The organism is Dactylosporangium sp. CA-092794 (genome assembly GCF_050948465.1).
Taxonomy (GTDB): Bacteria; Actinomycetota; Actinomycetes; order Mycobacteriales; family Micromonosporaceae; genus Dactylosporangium.
On record NZ_CP192044.1, the window covers coordinates 1,841,618 to 1,858,761 of the forward strand.

The 17,144-nt window shown below is 71.2% G+C and carries 11 protein-coding genes and 1 pseudogene; 5 read left to right on the forward strand and 7 right to left on the reverse strand.

Features of this window, described 5'->3' with window-relative positions; all coding sequences use genetic code 11:
- Positions 1–1,567 precede the first annotated feature (1,567 nt).
- A pseudogene (gene rny, locus ACQPXD_RS08130) lies at positions 1,568–3,109 on the forward strand (ribonuclease Y); the annotation flags it as partial.
- A 593-nt stretch (positions 3,110–3,702) separates the two neighbouring features.
- Here rny and ACQPXD_RS08135 read toward each other — a convergent pair.
- The 5 genes from ACQPXD_RS08135 to ACQPXD_RS08155 form a co-directional block, all read right to left on the reverse strand.
- Positions 3,703–6,432, reverse strand: coding sequence for an ABC transporter substrate-binding protein (locus ACQPXD_RS08135; protein ID WP_432836334.1), 2,730 nt, complete (start codon positions 6,430–6,432; stop codon positions 3,703–3,705).
- 40 nt (positions 6,433–6,472) lie between these two features.
- Entirely contained in the window at positions 6,473–7,342 is an 870-nt protein-coding gene (locus ACQPXD_RS08140) for an amino acid ABC transporter permease (protein ID WP_432836336.1), read from the reverse strand.
- Entirely contained in the window at positions 7,339–7,995 is a 657-nt protein-coding gene (locus ACQPXD_RS08145) for an amino acid ABC transporter permease (RefSeq protein ID WP_432836338.1), read from the reverse strand. The genes ACQPXD_RS08140 and ACQPXD_RS08145 overlap by 4 nt, the downstream gene beginning before the upstream one ends.
- 73 nt (positions 7,996–8,068) lie before the next feature.
- On the reverse strand, positions 8,069–9,031 hold the full coding sequence (locus ACQPXD_RS08150) for a transporter substrate-binding domain-containing protein (protein WP_432836340.1): 963 nt from the start codon (positions 9,029–9,031) through the stop codon (positions 8,069–8,071).
- 70 nt (positions 9,032–9,101) lie between these two features.
- Positions 9,102–9,845: an amino acid ABC transporter ATP-binding protein gene (locus ACQPXD_RS08155; RefSeq protein WP_432836342.1), complete on the reverse strand. Its 744-nt coding sequence runs from the start codon at positions 9,843–9,845 to the stop codon at positions 9,102–9,104.
- A 164-nt stretch (positions 9,846–10,009) separates the two neighbouring features.
- Here ACQPXD_RS08155 and miaB point away from each other — a divergent pair, with 164 nt between their 5' ends.
- Positions 10,010–11,473, forward strand: a complete 1,464-nt coding sequence (miaB, locus tag ACQPXD_RS08160) for a tRNA (N6-isopentenyl adenosine(37)-C2)-methylthiotransferase MiaB (protein ID WP_432836344.1) — start codon at positions 10,010–10,012, stop codon at positions 11,471–11,473.
- A gap of 824 nt (positions 11,474–12,297) precedes the next feature.
- Here the strand turns inward: miaB and ACQPXD_RS08165 are convergent.
- Positions 12,298–12,681, reverse strand: a complete 384-nt coding sequence (locus tag ACQPXD_RS08165) for a hypothetical protein (protein WP_432836346.1) — start codon at positions 12,679–12,681, stop codon at positions 12,298–12,300.
- A gap of 114 nt (positions 12,682–12,795) precedes the next feature.
- Here ACQPXD_RS08165 and ACQPXD_RS08170 point away from each other — a divergent pair, with 114 nt between their 5' ends.
- Positions 12,796–14,010, forward strand: coding sequence for an acyltransferase family protein (locus ACQPXD_RS08170; protein ID WP_432843719.1), 1,215 nt, complete (start codon positions 12,796–12,798; stop codon positions 14,008–14,010).
- A gap of 131 nt (positions 14,011–14,141) precedes the next feature.
- Here the strand turns inward: ACQPXD_RS08170 and ACQPXD_RS08175 are convergent, their stop codons facing one another.
- Positions 14,142–15,350 carry a DUF349 domain-containing protein gene (locus ACQPXD_RS08175; RefSeq protein WP_432836348.1) on the reverse strand — a complete coding sequence of 403 codons (1,209 nt, stop codon included), beginning with the start codon at positions 15,348–15,350 and terminating at the stop codon, positions 14,142–14,144.
- Positions 15,351–15,546: 196 nt separating this feature from the next.
- On the opposite strand from ACQPXD_RS08175, the gene ACQPXD_RS08180 reads away from it, so the two are divergent.
- Positions 15,547–16,230, forward strand: a complete 684-nt coding sequence (locus ACQPXD_RS08180) for a class III extradiol dioxygenase subunit B-like domain-containing protein (RefSeq protein WP_432836350.1) — start codon at positions 15,547–15,549, stop codon at positions 16,228–16,230.
- Positions 16,231–16,237: 7 nt separating this feature from the next.
- A complete protein-coding gene (gene miaA, locus ACQPXD_RS08185; RefSeq protein ID WP_432836352.1) occupies positions 16,238–17,140 on the forward strand; it encodes a tRNA (adenosine(37)-N6)-dimethylallyltransferase MiaA in 903 nt (300 codons plus the stop codon).
- The last annotated feature ends 4 nt before the right edge of the window (positions 17,141–17,144 follow it).

A 17,144-nucleotide genomic window follows, 5' to 3' on the forward strand; every position in this document is an offset into this window, starting at 1 on the left:
TGATCGTCGATGGATTGGTTGGCGGCGCCACGCAGTGTGGTGGAATGACTGCGCTGTTCGGCTGGCGGTCGCTTCGCTCTGTGTGTGCGGCGTTGCGGCGGGTTGATGCTGGCGGGAGTTGAGCGGTTGACATGCCGGAAACATCCGGCCAAATGTTGCCGCTGGGACGTTTCGGCTGGCGACGGTACTTGGCGGACTTACGTCCCGTATGGTGCCCGATCATGAGTCCTTGACCGAAGCGCCCTTCAAGACCTAGCCTCGGCGTTACCAGATGGAGACCGCCCAACCACCGCGGGTTTACCGCACAACATAGATCGCGTCACAGATCAGCAACACTTACTCAACGTTCATAGCGGACACGAGCGCCACGCCTTGCGGGAGGCGATGGCGCTAGCGGCGACCCAGCAGCGGGGCTCTCTACGCCTCAATATCGACATACCTTGATGCGCGGTTGGTCGGGCGTCTCCTCCACATCACCCGCCGTCGCAGATGCGCGGCGCTGAGCGGAGCGAGGTGACGTCGTGACGGAGAGCGCCCGTGTCATCCTCTGCGACCCCGAAAACCCCTCTGGCCTCTCGGCCGGGCGAGGCCGTGCCGGCGAGCGGTCCGGCGGTGGCCAAGGAGCCTCCGATGGCGACGGCGACGAAGCCGGCGAAAGAGGCCGGCCTCCGGCCGCGCGGCGCCGGGCGGAGGACCCGGGAGGGCGGGGAAGCCTTGAGCCGCGTACCCGGACGGCCGACCCAAGTAGGGTTGCAACCGGGGGCGGGACCGCCCGGATCGACAGGGCGGCGGTGGCTGTGAACGAAGCGTGGGGTGCGAACCGGTCGAATGCCGGCCGGCCGGACGCGCGCCGCAACGGCGCGGGCCCGGTCGGTGCGAGCGGCGACGGCACCACCCGGGAGGCCGCCGACCGCGTGCGCGCCGACCGCGCCGACCGCGTGCGCGCCGACCTCGGGCGCATGGGCCGGAACGGTGCGGGCCGGAGCGGCGTGGGCCGGAGCGGCGTGGGCCGGAGCGGCGTGGGCCGGAGCGGCGTGGGCCGGAGCGGCGTGGGCCCGAGCGCTGTGGGCCGGAGCGTTGCGAGCTGGAGCGGCGTGGGCCGGAGCGGCGTGGGCCCGAGCGCTGCGAGCCGGAACGGTGCGAGCTGGAACGGCGTGCGCCGCAGCGCTGTGAGCTGGAGCGGCGTGGGCCGGAGCGCTGTGAGCTGGAACGGTGCGGGCGGGCGCTACGCGACCGGGAGCTGGGCGGCGGGGCGCTCCGCGGACCGGGTGCGCGCGGGTGGGCGCGGCGGGTGCCGCGCGGCGGTTGGTGAGGTGGCGGCGTGAGCGGGTTTCAGATTGCGATGACGGTGGCGATGACCGTGCTCGGGGTCGTCGTGATCGTCGCGCTCGTGGTCGCGCTCAAGGTGGTGCGGCGGCTCGGGGTGAGCGTGCCGGGCACGGTGTCCGCGACGACGGTTGACGATCCGGTCTTCCTCGCCGAGAAGGACCGGCAGGAGCACTCGCTGGCCTCGCTGCGGACCGCGGCCGAGGACGCTACGGCGGCGGTGGACGAGGCTCGGGGGGCGGCGGCTGCCGCTCGTACCGAAGCGGCGGCGGCAAAGGCCGAGGCGAGCGCCGCGCGGTCGGAGGCGCGGCGGATTCTGGATGGGGCGCGGGCCGATGCCGACTCGTTGCTGGAGCGCGCGCACCGGCAGGCCGAGGCCGACGCCGAGCAGGCGCGGGCCACGGCGCGGCGGGCCGGGGAGCGCGAGGTCAGCCAGCTGACCGCGGTGGCGAAGGAGCAGTCGCAGGACGCGGAGCGCCGGCAGCGCCGATTGGACGAGCGGGAGCGGCTGCTGGCCGAGGAGGCCGAACGGCTGGCGGAGCGGGATCGGCGCATCAGCAGTACCGAAGCGGATCTTTTGGACCGCGAAGCGTCCTTCGCGCGCCGGGAGGGCGAGCTCGCGGAGGGCGAGGAGCGGCACCGCGAGGAACTCCAGCGGATTGCCGGGCTGACCGCCGACGCGGCGCGGGTCGAGGTCGTGGAGGGGATCGAGGCGCAGGCCAAGCGCGAGGCGGCGCTGCTCGTGCGGGACATCGAGAACGACGCGCGCAACACCGCCGAGCAGCGGGCCCGGCACATCGTCGTCGACGCCATCCAGCGGGTCGCCAGCGAGCAGACCGCGGAGAGCGTGGTCAGCGTCCTGCACCTGCCCAGCGACGAGATGAAGGGCCGGATCATCGGGCGCGAGGGGCGCAACATCCGGGCGTTCGAGTCGACGACCGGGGTGAACCTGATCATCGACGACACGCCGGAGGCGGTTCTCCTCTCCTGCTTCGATCCGGTGCGCCGGGAGATCGGGCGGCTCACCCTGGAGAAACTGGTCCTCGACGGGCGGATCCACCCGCACCGTATCGAGGAGGTCTTCGAGCAGGCCAAGCACGAGGTCGAGCGGCTGTGCCAGCGGGCCGCCGAGGACGCGCTGGTCGAGGTCGGCATCACCGACCTGCACCCGGAGCTGATGACGCTGCTGGGCCGGCTGCGGTATCGCACCTCGTACGGCCAGAATGTCCTCAAGCACCTCGTCGAGACCGCCCACATCGCCGGCATCATGGCCTCCGAGCTGCGGCTGGATCCGGCGCTGATCAAGCGGTGCGCGTTCCTGCACGACATCGGCAAGGCGCTGACCCACGAGGTGGAGGGCAGTCACGCGCTGATCGGGGCGGACGTGGCGCGCAAGTACGGCGAGCACGACGACGTGGTCCACGCGATCGAGGCGCACCACAACGAGGTGCTGCCGCAGACCATCGAGGCCGTGCTGACCCAGGCGTCGGACGCCTGCTCGGGCGGCCGGCCGGGCGCGCGCCGGGAGAGCCTCGAGGCGTACGTCAAGCGGCTCGAGCGCATCGAGGAGATCGCCGGCGGCAAGTCCGGCGTGGAGAAGGTCTTCGCGATGCAGGCCGGGCGCGAGATCCGGGTCATGGTCCGGCCCGACGACGTCGACGACATCGGCGCGGCGGTGCTCGCCCGCGACGTGGCGAAGCAGATCGAGGAGGAGCTGACCTACCCCGGCCAGATCCGCGTCACGGTCGTGCGCGAGTCGCGCGTCACCGAGATCGCCCGCTGACGCCTTCGTACCGATTCACCGCCTACCCTCCCGCCGGGCGCGCGGAGTCCGCCTACCCGGCTGCCGGACGCGTAGAGTCCGACTTTCCACCCGCCGGGGTATAAATCCGAAATGTCGGGCGCGCCAGCGCCCGACATTTCGGTTATTGCGGGTTTGAGCGCTCCTGCCCCGCTTGCGGGGCACGTCCTCCGGCGTGGGTGTTTGCGGTGGCCAACGCGTGATCGTGGTGGTTCCTGCGGCCACCGGCGGAGCGCAGTGCTCGTCGACCGGGTGCGGCAGGGCTTCTGGATGCGTCTCCGTCCGGGCGGAACGTCCATGGCATGGCCGAGGCGGACGGATGTCTCCGTGATCATGATGCTCGCGCGGTCCGCACCAACGGTATTTCATGATCCTGGAGAGTCTTGGTACACAGGGGTACATCAGCGCTCCGTGATCATGAAAAACCGTTGGTGTCGCGGCGAGTTCCGCATGATCACGGAGACTTCCGGTCGCGGTGCTGTGCTCCGCGGCCGGCATCGGGGCGCGCCCGCCGGGCGTCACCGGTCGTCGGGTGGCGCGGACCAGCGCGGGTGCCGCCGCAGCGAGACCGGGGGTCAGGAGGGCTTGATGACCGAGTCGCTCACGACGTAGTCGCCCTTGATCTTGTAGGCCCAGATCAGGGGGTCGGGGGCGGAGAGGTTGCCGCTGCCGTCGAACTTGATCTGGCGGCCCGTGGTGGCGCCCTTGGCGTTGTAGGTCGACAGGTATTTCAGCATGTCCGCGCGGGTGCCCTTGCCCGCCAGGAAGCCGGCCAGGAAGACGCCGGCCGCGTCGTACGCCTCCGGGCCGTAGTAGCTCGACGGTGCACTGAACGCTGCCTGGTACTTCGCGGAGAAGTCGGCGCCCGCGTCCTTCGATGGGACGCAGGGGCAGGTGACCACGACGCCCTCGGCCTTGGTTTCGGTCTTGGTCACGAAGCTCTGGGTGAACAGCTTGTCCGAGCCCACGATCGGCATGTCGGACTTGGCCGTGCGCATCGCCTTGACGAAGAGGATGCCGTCGTCGGACTGGCCCGCGAAGTACACCGCGTCGGCGTTCGCTTCCGTGACCCGTTTGACGGCCGAGGTGAAGTCGGTCGTGTCCTCGGTGATCTGGACGTTCGCCCCGACGGCGGTGCCGAGCGTGTCGGAGACCTGCCGCTGGCCGATGGTGCCGTAGTCCGAGTCGTCGTAGACGATCGCGACCTTCTTCGCCTTGAGCGTGTTCTTCAGGTACAGCGCGCCGGCCTTGGCCTGGTCGGAGTCGGAGCCGATGATCCGGTGGAAGACCTCCCAGCCGCGCGCGGCGAGCTTGTCGTCCGGCGCGAACGGCGTGATCATCGGCAGCTTCGCCTGCTCCAGCAGCGGGCCCGCGGCGAGGATCTCGTTGTCGTAGACCGGGCCGACCACGCCGATGACGTCTGGGTCGTCGATCGCGTTCTGCGCCTTGGCCTTGCTGCCGTCGTCGGTGCCGGTGGTGTCGAACTCCTTGAAGTCGACGTGGCAGGACGGGTTCTTCTCGTTGAATTCGTCGATCGCCAGCTTGACGCTGTTGCGCATCATGACGCCGTCGTCGGAGTTGTCGCCGCTGGACATGCCCAGGTAGCCGATCTTGTGCCCGCAGGCCGGCGACACCGCCGGGCCCGCCGCCTGGCCGGACGGGTCGCCGCCCGGCTCGCCGCCGCCACCGCCGGTGAGCCGGACGACCAGGACGATGACGAGGATCAGGGCGAGCACGCCGCCGCCGACGCCGGCCAGCAGTGCCCCGGTCCTCCGTTTTGGCGGCGGGGGTACCACGGGAGCCGACACCGGCTGGCCGAACCCGCCCGACACCGGGAGCGCCGACACCGGCTGGCCCGGCAGGCCCGAGACCGGCATTCCGGACACGGGCTGGGCCGGAGTCTGCCAGGCCGTGACCGGCTGCTGCTGGGGATACGCCGGCGGCTGGACCGGCGGGCGGTGCTGCGGCGGGTAGCCGGCGGGCGGGGGCGAGGTCGGCGGCACCGGCGGCACGGCCGGCATCGTGCCGGTCTGCAGCAGCGGCGGCAGGTGCGGCGTGTTGGACGGCATGCTGAACGACGGCGACACCGGCTGGCCCGAGACCGGCGAGCCGGACACCGGCGCCGCGGCCACGTCGCCGCTGGGCTCCAGGCCCGTGCCCGAGATCGGCGGGCCGGAGATCGGCGAGGAGGAGCCGCCGGCGGCGCCGGACACGGGAGCGCGTCCGGTCGGCGGGGCCAGGTGCAGCGCGCCCTCGGCGACGACGAGCTCCGGCTGCTCGATCGCGGTCGGGGCGAGGCCGAAGCCGCGGTGCAGCAGCGTGGCGGCGAGCGGGATCCGGCTCGAGCCGCCGACGAGGAACACGGCGGAGACGGGCCGGCCGCCCAGGGCCGCGGAGGTCACCGCGATCTGCGTCGCGGTCACCGTGCGGTCGAGGATCGGGCGGGCCAGCTGCTCGAGCTGCTCCCGGCCGATCGGGACGCTCTCGTCGAAGAGGGGCACGTGGACATACGTCGTCGCGGCCCGGCTGAGCATCTCCTTGGCCAGCCGCGCGTCCTCCCACAGCTGCCAGGCGGCCCGCCGGTCGGCCTCGCTCTCCGGGTTGGTCAGCCGGCGCCACCGGTCGTCCTCGCGGCCGGCGAAGTTGCGCCCGAGGTAGGCCACCACGGCCGCGTCGACGTCGAGCCCGCCGGCGTCCGGCAGGCCCTCGCTGGCCAGCACGTCGAAGCCGCCGCCCGCGTTGCGGCGCACGACGCTCGCGTCGAAGGTGCCGGCGCCGAAGTCGTAGACGACCGCGACCCCGCCGACCGGCACGTGGGTGCCGACGGTGCCGACGAAGTAGGAGGCGGCGGCGACCGGCTCCGAGGACAGCAGCGGCGCGGGGAGTCCGGCGGCCACGGCGGCCTGGGCGAGGGTCTGGCGCCGCTGCGGCGGCCAGGTCGCCGGGTGGGTCATCATGACCTGGCCGGGCTTGGCGCCGGCGACCCGCTCGGCCTCGGCCGCGACCCGGCGCAGCACGCTGGTGACCAGCTCGCTCACGGGGACGTCCCGCTCGCCGAGCCAGACGGTGCCCTCCTCGATCCGGCGCTTCGGGTAGGGCTCGAACCGGTGCGGCTGCAGCCGCGCGGAGTGCACGGCGTCGCGGCCGGTCAGGATGGTGCCGTCGGCGTTGACGTAGACCGCCGACGGCAGCAACGGGGAGCCGTCGAAGAGCAGGGGCTTGGTGCGCCCGTCCGGCCAGCGCAGGACCGCGACCGTGTTCGAGGTGCCGAAGTCGATGCCCAACCTGAAGCCGGTGTCCGCCACTCGCGCAGCGTACGCATCGGGCGCAACGTTGCCAATCGCCTCAGACGACCATGCCCGCTCCCATCTCGGTGGTCAGCGGAACCTCCTTGGCCGTCGTCCGGCGGCGCGGGCCTCCGGTGAGGCGTTTCTGCAGCCAGAACGCGAACCAGGACAGCAGGCCGCAGGTTGTGATGTAGATCGCGGCGACCACCAGGTAGCTCGGCACGTACGGCAGGCCGAAGGGCAGGCGCCCGCCGATCTGCTTGCCGACGTACAGCAGCTCCGGCAGCTGGATGATGAAGCCCAGCGCCGTGTCCTTGAGCAGCACGACGACCTGGCTGACGATGGCCGGCAGCATGGCGCGCACCGCCTGCGGCAGCAGGATCGAGGTCATCGCCTGGGTCTTGCGCAGGCCCAGTGCGTAGGCCGCCTCCGACTGGCCCTTGGCCACGGCCAGGATGCCGGCCCGGAAGATCTCGGCCAGCACCGCGCCGTTGTAGAGCGTGAGGCCCACGACCAGCGGCCAGAACGGCCCGACCTTGTAGTTGAGCTGGATCGGCCCGTAGTAGGCGAAGAAGATGAGCACCAGCAGCGGGATCGCCCGGAACAGCTCGACCACCAGCGTGGCCGGGGCCCGGAACACGGCGTGGTCGCTCAGCCGGCCGGTGGCCAGCAGCGCGCCGAACACCAGCGCCAGCACGGCCGCGGTGCCCGCCGCGCGCAGTGTGGTCAGGTAGCCGTCGAGCAGCTGTTTCTGGATTTCGGTGTACTCGAACTGCTCCCACTTCACCGCATCGAACTGGCCCGTCTCGTAGAAGCGCCAGACGATGTACGCCAGCAGCGCCACGATCGCCAGCCCGCTCACCACGCCGATGAGCCGGTAGCGCAGCCGCGCCCGCGGGCCGGGCAGGTCGTAGAGGACGTTGGTCATCGGGCCACCTGCCAGCGCCGTTCGAGCACCCGTTGCAGCGCGACCAGCGGTACCACCAAAATCAGGAAGCCGATGGCGACCCATAGCAGCACGTAGATCTGATTCTCGCTCCGCTCGGAGAGGTAGGCCTGGATCGCGCCCGCCTCGGCGACCGAGAAGCCGGCCGCGATGGTGGTGTTCTTCAGCATGGCGTTCAGCACGTTGATCATCGGCGGCACCACGCTGCGGAACGCCTGGGGCAGCACGACCGAGCCGAGCACCTGGATGAAGGTCAGGCCCAGGGCACGGGCGGCCTCGGCCTGCCCGACGGGCACCGTGTTGATCCCGGAGCGCAGCGCCTCGCACACGAACGCGCTGGTGTAGGCGGTGAGCGCGACGCACGCGCTGGGGAAGTAGTCGAGGTTGACGTCGAGCTTCGGCACGGCGAAGACCAGCAGCGCGAAGACCAGCGTCAGCGGGCAGTTGCGCAGCAGCAGGACGTAGGTGGTGCCGAAGCCGCGCAGGGCCGGCACCGGCGAGACCCGCATCGCGGTCAGCAGGGTGCCCAGGACCAGCGACCCCACCGCGGCGATCAGGAACAGCTCGATCGTCGTGAGGAAGTGTGGCCCGATGATGTCCCAGTTGTCGGTCAGGACGTGAAGAAAGCTGTTCATCCACTGCCCATCGGGGGGAAAGAAGGGCGGGACGCCGCCCCCGTTCGCTGGGGCGGCGTCCCGGTCTGCAGGGTCAGTACTTCTCGAGCGCCGGGGGCTTGGCCGGGGTGCCGGACTTGCCCAGCGTGCCGTTGTAGATCTTCTGCCAGGTGCCGTCCGACTCGGCCGACTCCAGCGCGGCGTTGACGAAGTCGCGCAGCGCCTTGTCGTCGTGGGGCAGGCCGATGCCGTACTTCTCCGGGTACGGCTGCCCGGTCTGCGGGTTGATGAACGGCTTGCCGACGACCTTGAGCGCGCTCGGGTTCTGCGCCGCGTAGCCGGCGAGGATCGCGTCGTCGGTGGTGACCGCGTCGACCTTCTTGTCGATCAGCTGGGAGACGCATTCCGAGTACGTCTTGAACTCCACGATGTTGCTGTCCTCGGTGAGCTTCTGGTCGCGCACCCGCTGGATCGGCGTCGAGCCGGTCGCCGAGCAGATCTTCTTGCCCCTGAGCGAGTCCCCGCCGGTGATGGACGTCTCGTCCTTGCGGACGAGGAGATCCTGGGCCGCGACGAAATAGGGGCCGGCGAAGGAGACGTCGGCCTTGCGCTTGTCGGTGATCGAGTACGACCCGACGTAGTAGTCGACCTCGCCGCCCTTGATCGCCGTCTCGCGGTTGGCGGAGACGATCTCCTTGTACTCGATCTTGGCCGGGTCGACGCCGAGCTTCGACGCGATCAGCTGGGCGATCTCGATGTCGAAGCCGCAGCGCTTGCCCGAGGCGTCCTTGTAGCCGAGGTTCGGCTGGTCGAACTTGACGCCGATGACGACCTTGCCGGCCGACTTGATCTTCGCGAAGGTCGGGCTGCCCGCGATGTCCACGCCGCTGGCCGGCGTGAACGTCGTGCCGGACGAGGTGCAGGCGTCGCTCTGGGCCGCCGGGGCGCCGGAACCGCCACCCGTGCTCGGAGCGGGGGTGCCCTCCTTGCCGCAGGCGGCGACGCCGAGGGAAAGCGTGGCGACTGCGGCGATTGCCGCGATCCGCGTGATTCGCATGATCGTGCTGCTCCTTCCATTACCTCATGGCCGCTCGGTGGTACGGCGGCCTGATCTCGAATGCGGAACGTCAGTGCGTGAGGATCTTGGACAGGAAGTCCTTGGCCCGGTCGCTGCGCGGGTTGGCGAAGAACTCGGCCGGCGCCGCCTCCTCCACCAGTTGGCCGTCGGCCATGAACACGACCCGGTTGGCCGCGTGCCGCGCGAAGCCCATCTCGTGGGTGACGACGACCATGGTCATGCCCTCGCGGGCCAGGCCGGTCATCACGTCGAGCACCTCGCCGACCATCTCCGGGTCGAGCGCGCTCGTCGGCTCGTCGAACAGCATCGCCTTGGGCTGCATGGCCAGCGCCCGCGCGATCGCCGCCCGCTGCTGCTGGCCGCCGGAGATCTGGGCCGGGTACTTCTGCGCCTGCTTGGCGATGCCGACCCGCTCCAGCAGGGCCATCGCCCGCTCGCGGACCACCGCCGACTTCTCCTTGCGCACCTTGACCGGCGCGAGCATCACATTCTCGAGCACGGTGCGGTGCGCGAACAGGTTGAACGACTGGAAGACCATGCCGACCTCGCTGCGCAGCCGCGCCAGCGCGCGGCCCTCCTCGGGCAGCCGGGTGCCGTCGAAGATGATCTCGCCCTGCTGGATCGGCTCCAGGCGGTTGATCGCCCGGCACATCGTCGACTTGCCCGAGCCCGACGGACCCACCACGACGACGACTTCGCCACGTTCGATCGATAGGTTGATGTCATTCAATACGTGTAATTCGCCGAACCACTTGTTCACGCCTCTGAGCACGATCAACGGCTCGTCCGTCATCCCGTCTCCCTTTCCGGTGCGAACGACGTTAGCGGCGCGAAGGGACCTGATTCGCGACACAGCGGTCACGGGCGGATAACGAAGGGTGGTTTGTCCGACGTGCCCCTGACGGGTTCCGCCGCATACGGCCGCTGACCTCAGCGCGGGCTAGTATTCGTCCTGCCATGACTGAGAACCGCACCTTCCGCGTGATCACCTACGGCTGCCAGATGAACGCGCACGACTCCGAGCGCATCTCCGGGCTGTTGGAGGAGGCCGGCTACGTGCCGGCGGCCGGCGACGGCGATCCCGACGTCGTCGTGTTCAACACGTGCGCGGTGCGGGAGAACGCCGACAACCGCCTCTACGGCAACCTCGGCCACCTGCGCCCGACGAAGCTGGCCCGCCCCGGCATGCAGATCGCCGTCGGCGGCTGCCTGGCGCAGAAGGATCGCGGCGAGATCGTCAGGAAGGCGCCCTGGGTCGACGTCGTCTTCGGCACGCACAACATCGGCTCCCTGCCCGTGCTGCTGGAGCGGGCCCGGCACAACGCCGCCGCCGAGGTGGAGATCCTCGAGTCGCTCGAGGTCTTCCCGTCGACGCTGCCCACCCGCCGCGAGTCGACCTACGCCGGCTGGGTGTCGATCTCCGTGGGCTGCAACAACACCTGCACGTTCTGCATCGTGCCGGCGCTGCGCGGCAAGGAGAAGGACCGCCGCCCGGGCGACATCCTGGCCGAGGTCCGGGCGTTGGCCGCCGAAGGGGTACTCGAGGTGACGCTCCTCGGGCAGAACGTGAACTCCTACGGCGTCGAGTTCGGCGACCGCTACGCGTTCGGCAAGCTGCTGCGCGCCTGCGGCGACGTGGAGGGCCTGGAGCGGGTCCGGTTCACCAGCCCGCACCCGAAGGACTTCACCGACGACGTGATCGCGGCGATGGCCGAGACCGCCAACGTCTGCCACTCGCTGCACATGCCCCTGCAGTCGGGTTCCGATGCGGTACTGCGCGCCATGCGCCGCTCGTACCGCTCGGAGAAGTACCTCGGGATCATCGACAAGGTCCGCGCCGCCATGCCGGACGCCGCGATCACCACCGACATCATCGTCGGCTTCCCGGGCGAGACCGACGCCGACTTCGAGCAGACCCTGGAGGTCGTGCGGGCGGCGCGCTATTCCAGCGCGTTCACGTTCCAGTACTCCAAGCGCCCAGGCACGCCAGCGGCGACGATGGAGAGCCAGGTGCCCAAGCAGGTCGTGCGGGAGCGGTACGACCGGCTGATCGACACCCTCGAGGACATCAGCTGGGCGGAGAACAAGCGGCTGGTCGGCGAGACGCTCGAGGTCCTGGTGGCCGTCGGCGAGGGCCGCAAGGACACCAGCACCGGCCGCCTCTCCGGCCGGGCCCGCGACGGCCGGCTGGTCCACTTCGCCGCCCCGGCGGACGCGGGCATCCGCCCCGGCGACATCGTCCACACGACGGTGACCTACGCCGCCCCGCACCACCTCAACGCCGACGGCCCGCTGGTGTCGCACCGCCGCACCCGCGCCGGCGACGCCTGGGAGGCCGGCCGCGTGACCCGCACCCCCGGCGTCTCCCTGGGCATGCCGACCATCGGCGCCCCGCCGCCCCAGCCCGCCGCCCACTGCTGACCCGCCCGCCCGCCCTTTCCGGTTCGCGGCCGGAGCGATTTCCGGCCGCCCTCGCCGGTGGCGGCTCGGTGGCGGCTCGGTGGCGGCTCGGTGGCGCAGCCGTCCTCGCCGTCTCGTCGCCAGGCGCCGTGGCCTGTCGGCCGCGGGCCGGAGCGGACGAATCTCTCCGTGATCATGCGACTCTCGCCGGCGCGCGGCGAGTTTCTCATGATCGCGGAACCTTAAGGTACCTCTGGGTACATCGACTATCCGTGATCATGAAAAACGCGTGGTGCGGGTGCGACTACGGCATGATCGCGGAGAGTTCTGGTCGCGATGCCTGCTTGAATCAGACCGATCGACGGGCTGGCCCGAAGGTGGGCACCACTCGGCCGTCAAAAGGGCCAACCGCCTGGCCGCTAACCGATAAGTCGGGCACTTCGTGCCACGACTTATCGGATTTATCTCCTGACGGGGTATAAGTCCGAAAAGTCCGGACACGAAGTGTCTGGACTTTTCGTCCGGAAGCCGGTCGACTGGTCGGAGCTTCTCGTCCGGAACCTGGTCGACGGGTCACGACTTCATCGTCCGGAACCTGGTCGACGGGTCACGACTTCATCGTCCGGAACCTGGTCGACGGGTCACGACTTCATCGTCCGGAACCTGGTCGACGGGTCACGACTTCATCGTCCGGAACCTGGTCGACGGGTCACGACTTCATCGTCCGGAACCTGGTCGACGGGTCACGACTTTATCGCTCGAAGGCCGGTCGACGGGTCACCGACTTTATCGTTCGGAGGCTGGTCGACGGGGTCAGCGCTTTCGTCCGGAGGCCGGTCGACGGGTCAGGGGGTCGGCGCCACGTCCGCGGCGTCGAGCAGGGCCTGCAGCTGGTCGCGGCAGCGCAGCAGCCGCCCGGCGATCTCGTCGAAGGTCGCCGCGTCCACCCGGCCGTTGTCGAACCACATCGCCCGCAGGGCCGTCTGGCTCTGGGTCAGGTACATGGCCGCGGCCTCGACCAGCCCGATGAACTGGTCCCGCTGCGGCGGGGGCGCGAACTGGACCGACCCGCGGGCGGCCCGCAGCGGCTCGCCAGGCGTCGCGAACACCGCCGCCGGATCGCCGCCGGCCTGGTCGGCGCCGATCCAGGCGAGGATGTACTCCAGCTCGGTCGCGGCCAGGGTCAGCCGGCCGACCGCCAGGACCGTCTCGTCGGTGAGCCGCCGCACCGGCTCACCCTACCGACTGCGGCGGGCGGGGCCGAAAACCCGCGCCGTTGCGCGGTAAAGTACCTGTTCCGCGCCGGCCGGAGCGGGGGCGGCGGAGCAGAGGGGGGGTGCGTGATGGCGCGGGTCTTCAGGGGCCGGACCCTGGAAGCGGCGTACACCGGGCGGGACAACGCGCTCAACTTCATGCGGCTCTGCTTCGCGCTGCTCGTCATGGTCGGCCACGCCGGCGTGATCGGCTGGGGGCCGGCGGCCAATCCGGTGCGGTTGCCGATCGACGCCGGCGGCGTCGCGGTCACGGGCTTCTTCGGGCTGTCCGGGTTTCTGATCTCGCGCAGCGGGCGGCGGAGCGGGGCGCTGCGGTTCGTCTGGCACCGGGTGCTGCGGATCTTCCCGGGCTACTGGGTGTGCCTGGTGGTGACGGCGTTCGGGCTGGCGCCGCTGCTGTTCTGGTACGAGCACGGCACGACCGGCGGCTTCCTGCACAGCGGCCCCGGGCCCGCAGGCTACGTCTACCACAACTTCCTGACCGACCAGCTGCAGTCCGACGTGTCGCGCGTGACCGGCGACGCGCCGTTCGGCAATGCGCTGAACGGGTCACTGTGGACGCTGAAGTCCGAGCTGAGCTGCTATCTGCTGGTGCTCGTGCTCGCGGCGACCACGCTGCTGCGCCGGGCGCGGTGGGTGGTGCTGCTGCCCGGCGCGGGGCTGCTGTCGGTGATCGTCTGGGACACGTTCCACGAGCCGGTGGTGCCGGGGCCGATCGCCGCGGTGACTCCATTCCACGTCCCGGTGCTCGGCTGGTACCTGCGCTACTACGTGGTCGCGTTCGGGCTGGCGTTCGTGCTGGGCATGGCGGCGGACGTGTACCGGTCGGTGATCCCGCTCAACGACGTGCTCGGGGCCGCGTCGCTGGCGCTGACGGCGGTGTCGCTGTGGCTGGGCTGGCCGCTGTTCGGGCCGTTCATCGTGGCCTACGTGTACCTGCTGCTGTGGGCCGGCGCGCGGCTGCCCGGGCCGCTGCGGCGGATCGGGCGGCGCAACGACTACTCCTACGGCGTCTACATCTACGCGTTCCCGATCCAGCAGGCGCTCGCGATCCTCGGGGTGCCGCGGTTCGGCTGGACGGTGTACCTGCTGACCTCGGTCGCGGCGGTGGCCGTCGTGGCCGGCTGCTCCTGGCATCTCGTGGAGCGGCCGGCGATGACGGCCAGGAACTGGACGCCGCGGCGCTTCCGCCGGCCGCCGGAGGCTGCGGCCACGGCACCCGCTCCGGCACCCGATGTGCCGGCGCCGAGGGCGCCCGCTCCCGGCGATCTCGAGCCGGTCTGAGGGCCACCGCCGGGGTAAAAGCCGGTCTGAGGCCACCGCCGGGGTAAAAGACGTTGACCACTACACGCAGGCGGCGTGTAGTGGTCAACTTTTCTATGTCGGACGGGTGGCCCCGTCACTGGGGAAATGCGTCAGCCGGTGTGCTCCGCCATCGCGAGGAACTTGCGCTTGGACTCCAGGGCCTTCTCGGCGTCCTTGATGCGGCGCTGGTCGCCGGCGGCCTGGGCGCTGGCCAGTTGCTGCTCGGCCCGCGCGACCTGCTCGCGCATCTGGGCCAGCAGCGGGCTGGCCTCCGGCGGGGTGCGCCGCCAGGCGGCGTCCATCGCGGACTTGACCTTGTCCTCCACCGTGCGCAGGCGGCGGTCCAGGCCGGCCTGGGCCTCGCGGGGGACGCGGCCGACATCGTGCCAGGTGCCCTGGATGTCGCGGAGCTTGTTCTGCGCGGCCTTCGGGTCGGCGTCGATGTCCAGCGCCTCGGCCTGGGCCAGGAGCTCCTGCTTGCGCTCCAGGTTGCCCTTGAACTCGGCGTCGCGGGCCGAGAAGACCTCGCTGCGGCGCTTGAAGAAGGCGTCCTGGGCGGCCCGGAACCGCTCCCAGAGCTTCTGCTCGGTGTCCTTCGCGGCGCGCGGTGCGGCCTTCCACTCGGTCATGAGGTCCTTGAGCCGGGCGGCCGTGGCATTCCACTCGGTGGACTCCGACAGCGACTCGGCCTCGACGACGAGCTCCTCCTTGCGGCCCTGCGCCTGCTTGCGGCTGGCGTCGAGGGTGGCGAAGTGCGCGCCCCGGCGGCGGGTGAAGGCGTCGCGGGCGGCCGCGTAGCGCTTCCACAGCTCGCTCTCGGCCTTCTTCTCCACGCCGTGGATCGACTTCCACTCGTCGAGGATCTCCTTGAGCCGGTCGCCGGCCGTCTTCCAGCCGGTCGCGTCGGCGGCGATCGACTCGGCCTCCTCGACCAGGGTGGTCTTGCGCGCGAGGGCCTCGGCGCGGGCCGCGTCGCGGGCGGCGCGGGCCGCGCCCGCCTTCTCCTCGGCGATCCCGGTGAGCTTGTCGAGCCGGGCGGCGAGCCCGTCGATGTCGCCGATGACGTGGGCCTCGTCGAGGCCGCTGCGCAGGCGCCGGATGGTGGACAGGGACTGGCCGGCGTCGGCGGCGCCGGTGCCGAGCCGGGCCTCGATCAGGTCGACCTCGGTCACCAGGTCGGCGAACCGGCGGGCGAAGTGGGCAAGGCCCTCGTCGGGCGTCCCGGCCTGCCAGGACCCGATGGCCCGCTCGCCGGAGGCAGTCTTGACGAAGACGTTGCCCTCGGCGTCGATCCGTCCAAACTCAGTAGGGTCGCTCATCTGCCCATCCTCGCTCCCGGCGCCCGCAGGATCGGGTATCCCACCGTCACGCCGCCATCGCACAGCAAAGTTCCCCAGGGCATTCTCACAGGTGTGCCCCGGGGCCGGTCGAGTGCCTGCGGCCGAACCGTGACCATTCCGGTGCCATTCACGGGTCGCGCGGCTGCGCAGAGACCGTCCCCGATAACGTTAGGTCGTGTCACTCGTCGTCGCCGCGGTCTGCCCACATCCGCCGTTGCTCGTGCCGGAGGTGGCCGCTGGAGCGGCGAGCGAGCTCGACGACCTACGGGCTGCCTGCCGCGCCGCGGTGGCGCACCTGGCGAATGCCTCGGTCGACTCGCTCATCGTCGTCGGTTCCGATACCACGACGGTACGCCGTGTGCCCCCCTTCGGGGGAACCCTGTCCCCGTGGGGTATCGATCTGCCGGTGGGTGACCCGTCGGGCGATCCGCTCCCGCTGAGCCTGCTCATCGGCGCCTGGCTCGTCCCGGCGGCGTCGAACTTCCAGTCCGTCGCCGCCGGCGCCACCCCCGCCGAGTGCGCTGAGCTGGGCCGGGAGCTTGCCGGCGAGGCGGCGCGGGTCGGGTTGCTGGTGCTCGGCGACGGCTCTGCCCGGCGTACCGAAAAGGCTCCCGGATTCTTCGACGCCCGCGCCGAAGGCTTCGACGCCGCCGTCGCGGATGCCCTGGCCCGGGCCGACGCCGCGGCGCTGGCCGCGATCGACCCCGGCGAGGCGGCCGAGCTGATGGCCGCCGGCCGGCCGGCGTGGCAGGTCCTGGCCGGTGCGGCGGGCCCGGCCACCACCGATGCGCTGGCCGGTGAGCTGCTGTACGACGCCGCCCCCTACGGCGTCGGATACTTCGTGGCGTGCTGGAGATGAACAGTTCATGAAGCGGGTCGTGGCGGTCGTCGGGCCCACCGCCGCGGGCAAGTCGGCGCTGAGCCTGCGGCTGGCCGAGGCCCTCGGCGGCGAGGTCGTGAACGCCGACTCGATGCAGCTGTACCGCGGCATGGACATCGGCACCGCCAAGCTCACCCCGGCCGAGCGGGCCGGCGTGCCGCACCACGTCCTGGACATCTGGGACGTCACCGAGCCCGCCAGCGTCGCGGTCTACCAGCGGCTGGCCCGGGCCGCGATCGACGACATCGCCGCCCGCGGCCGGGTGCCGCTGCTCGTCGGCGGCTCCGGGCTCTACGTGCGCGCTGTCCTGGAGGACTTCGACTTCCCCGGCACCGATCCGGGCCTGCGTGCCGAGCTGGAGCAGGAGCTCGCCGAGGCCGGGCCGGCGCCGCTCTACGCCCGGCTGCGGGCCGCGGATCCGGTCGCCGCCGGGCGCATCCTGCCCAGCAACGGGCGGCGGATCGTGCGGGCGCTCGAGGTCAACGCGCTGACCGGCACGGCGTTCACCGCCGAGCTGCCCGAGCCCCGGCCGGTGTACGACGCGGTGCAGGTCGGCGTCGACGTCGACACCGCCGTGCTCGACGCGCGGATCGAGGCGCGGGTCTCCTCGATGTGGGCGGCGGGCTTCGTGGCGGAGGTGCGCGGGCTGCTCGACGCGGGGCTGCGGGAGGGACGCACGGCGCGTGGCGCCCTGGGGTACCGCCAAATCATGCAATTTCTGGACAGAGAGTGCGACGAACCGCAGGCCCGCGCCGAGACGGTGCGCGCCACCCGGCGGTTCGTGCGCCGGCAGCGCTCCTGGTTCCGGCGTGACCAGCGGATCGTCTGGCTCGACGGGGCGGCGGCGGACGTCACGGCAGCGGCGCTGGGCGTGGTGGGGCAAGATTGACGCC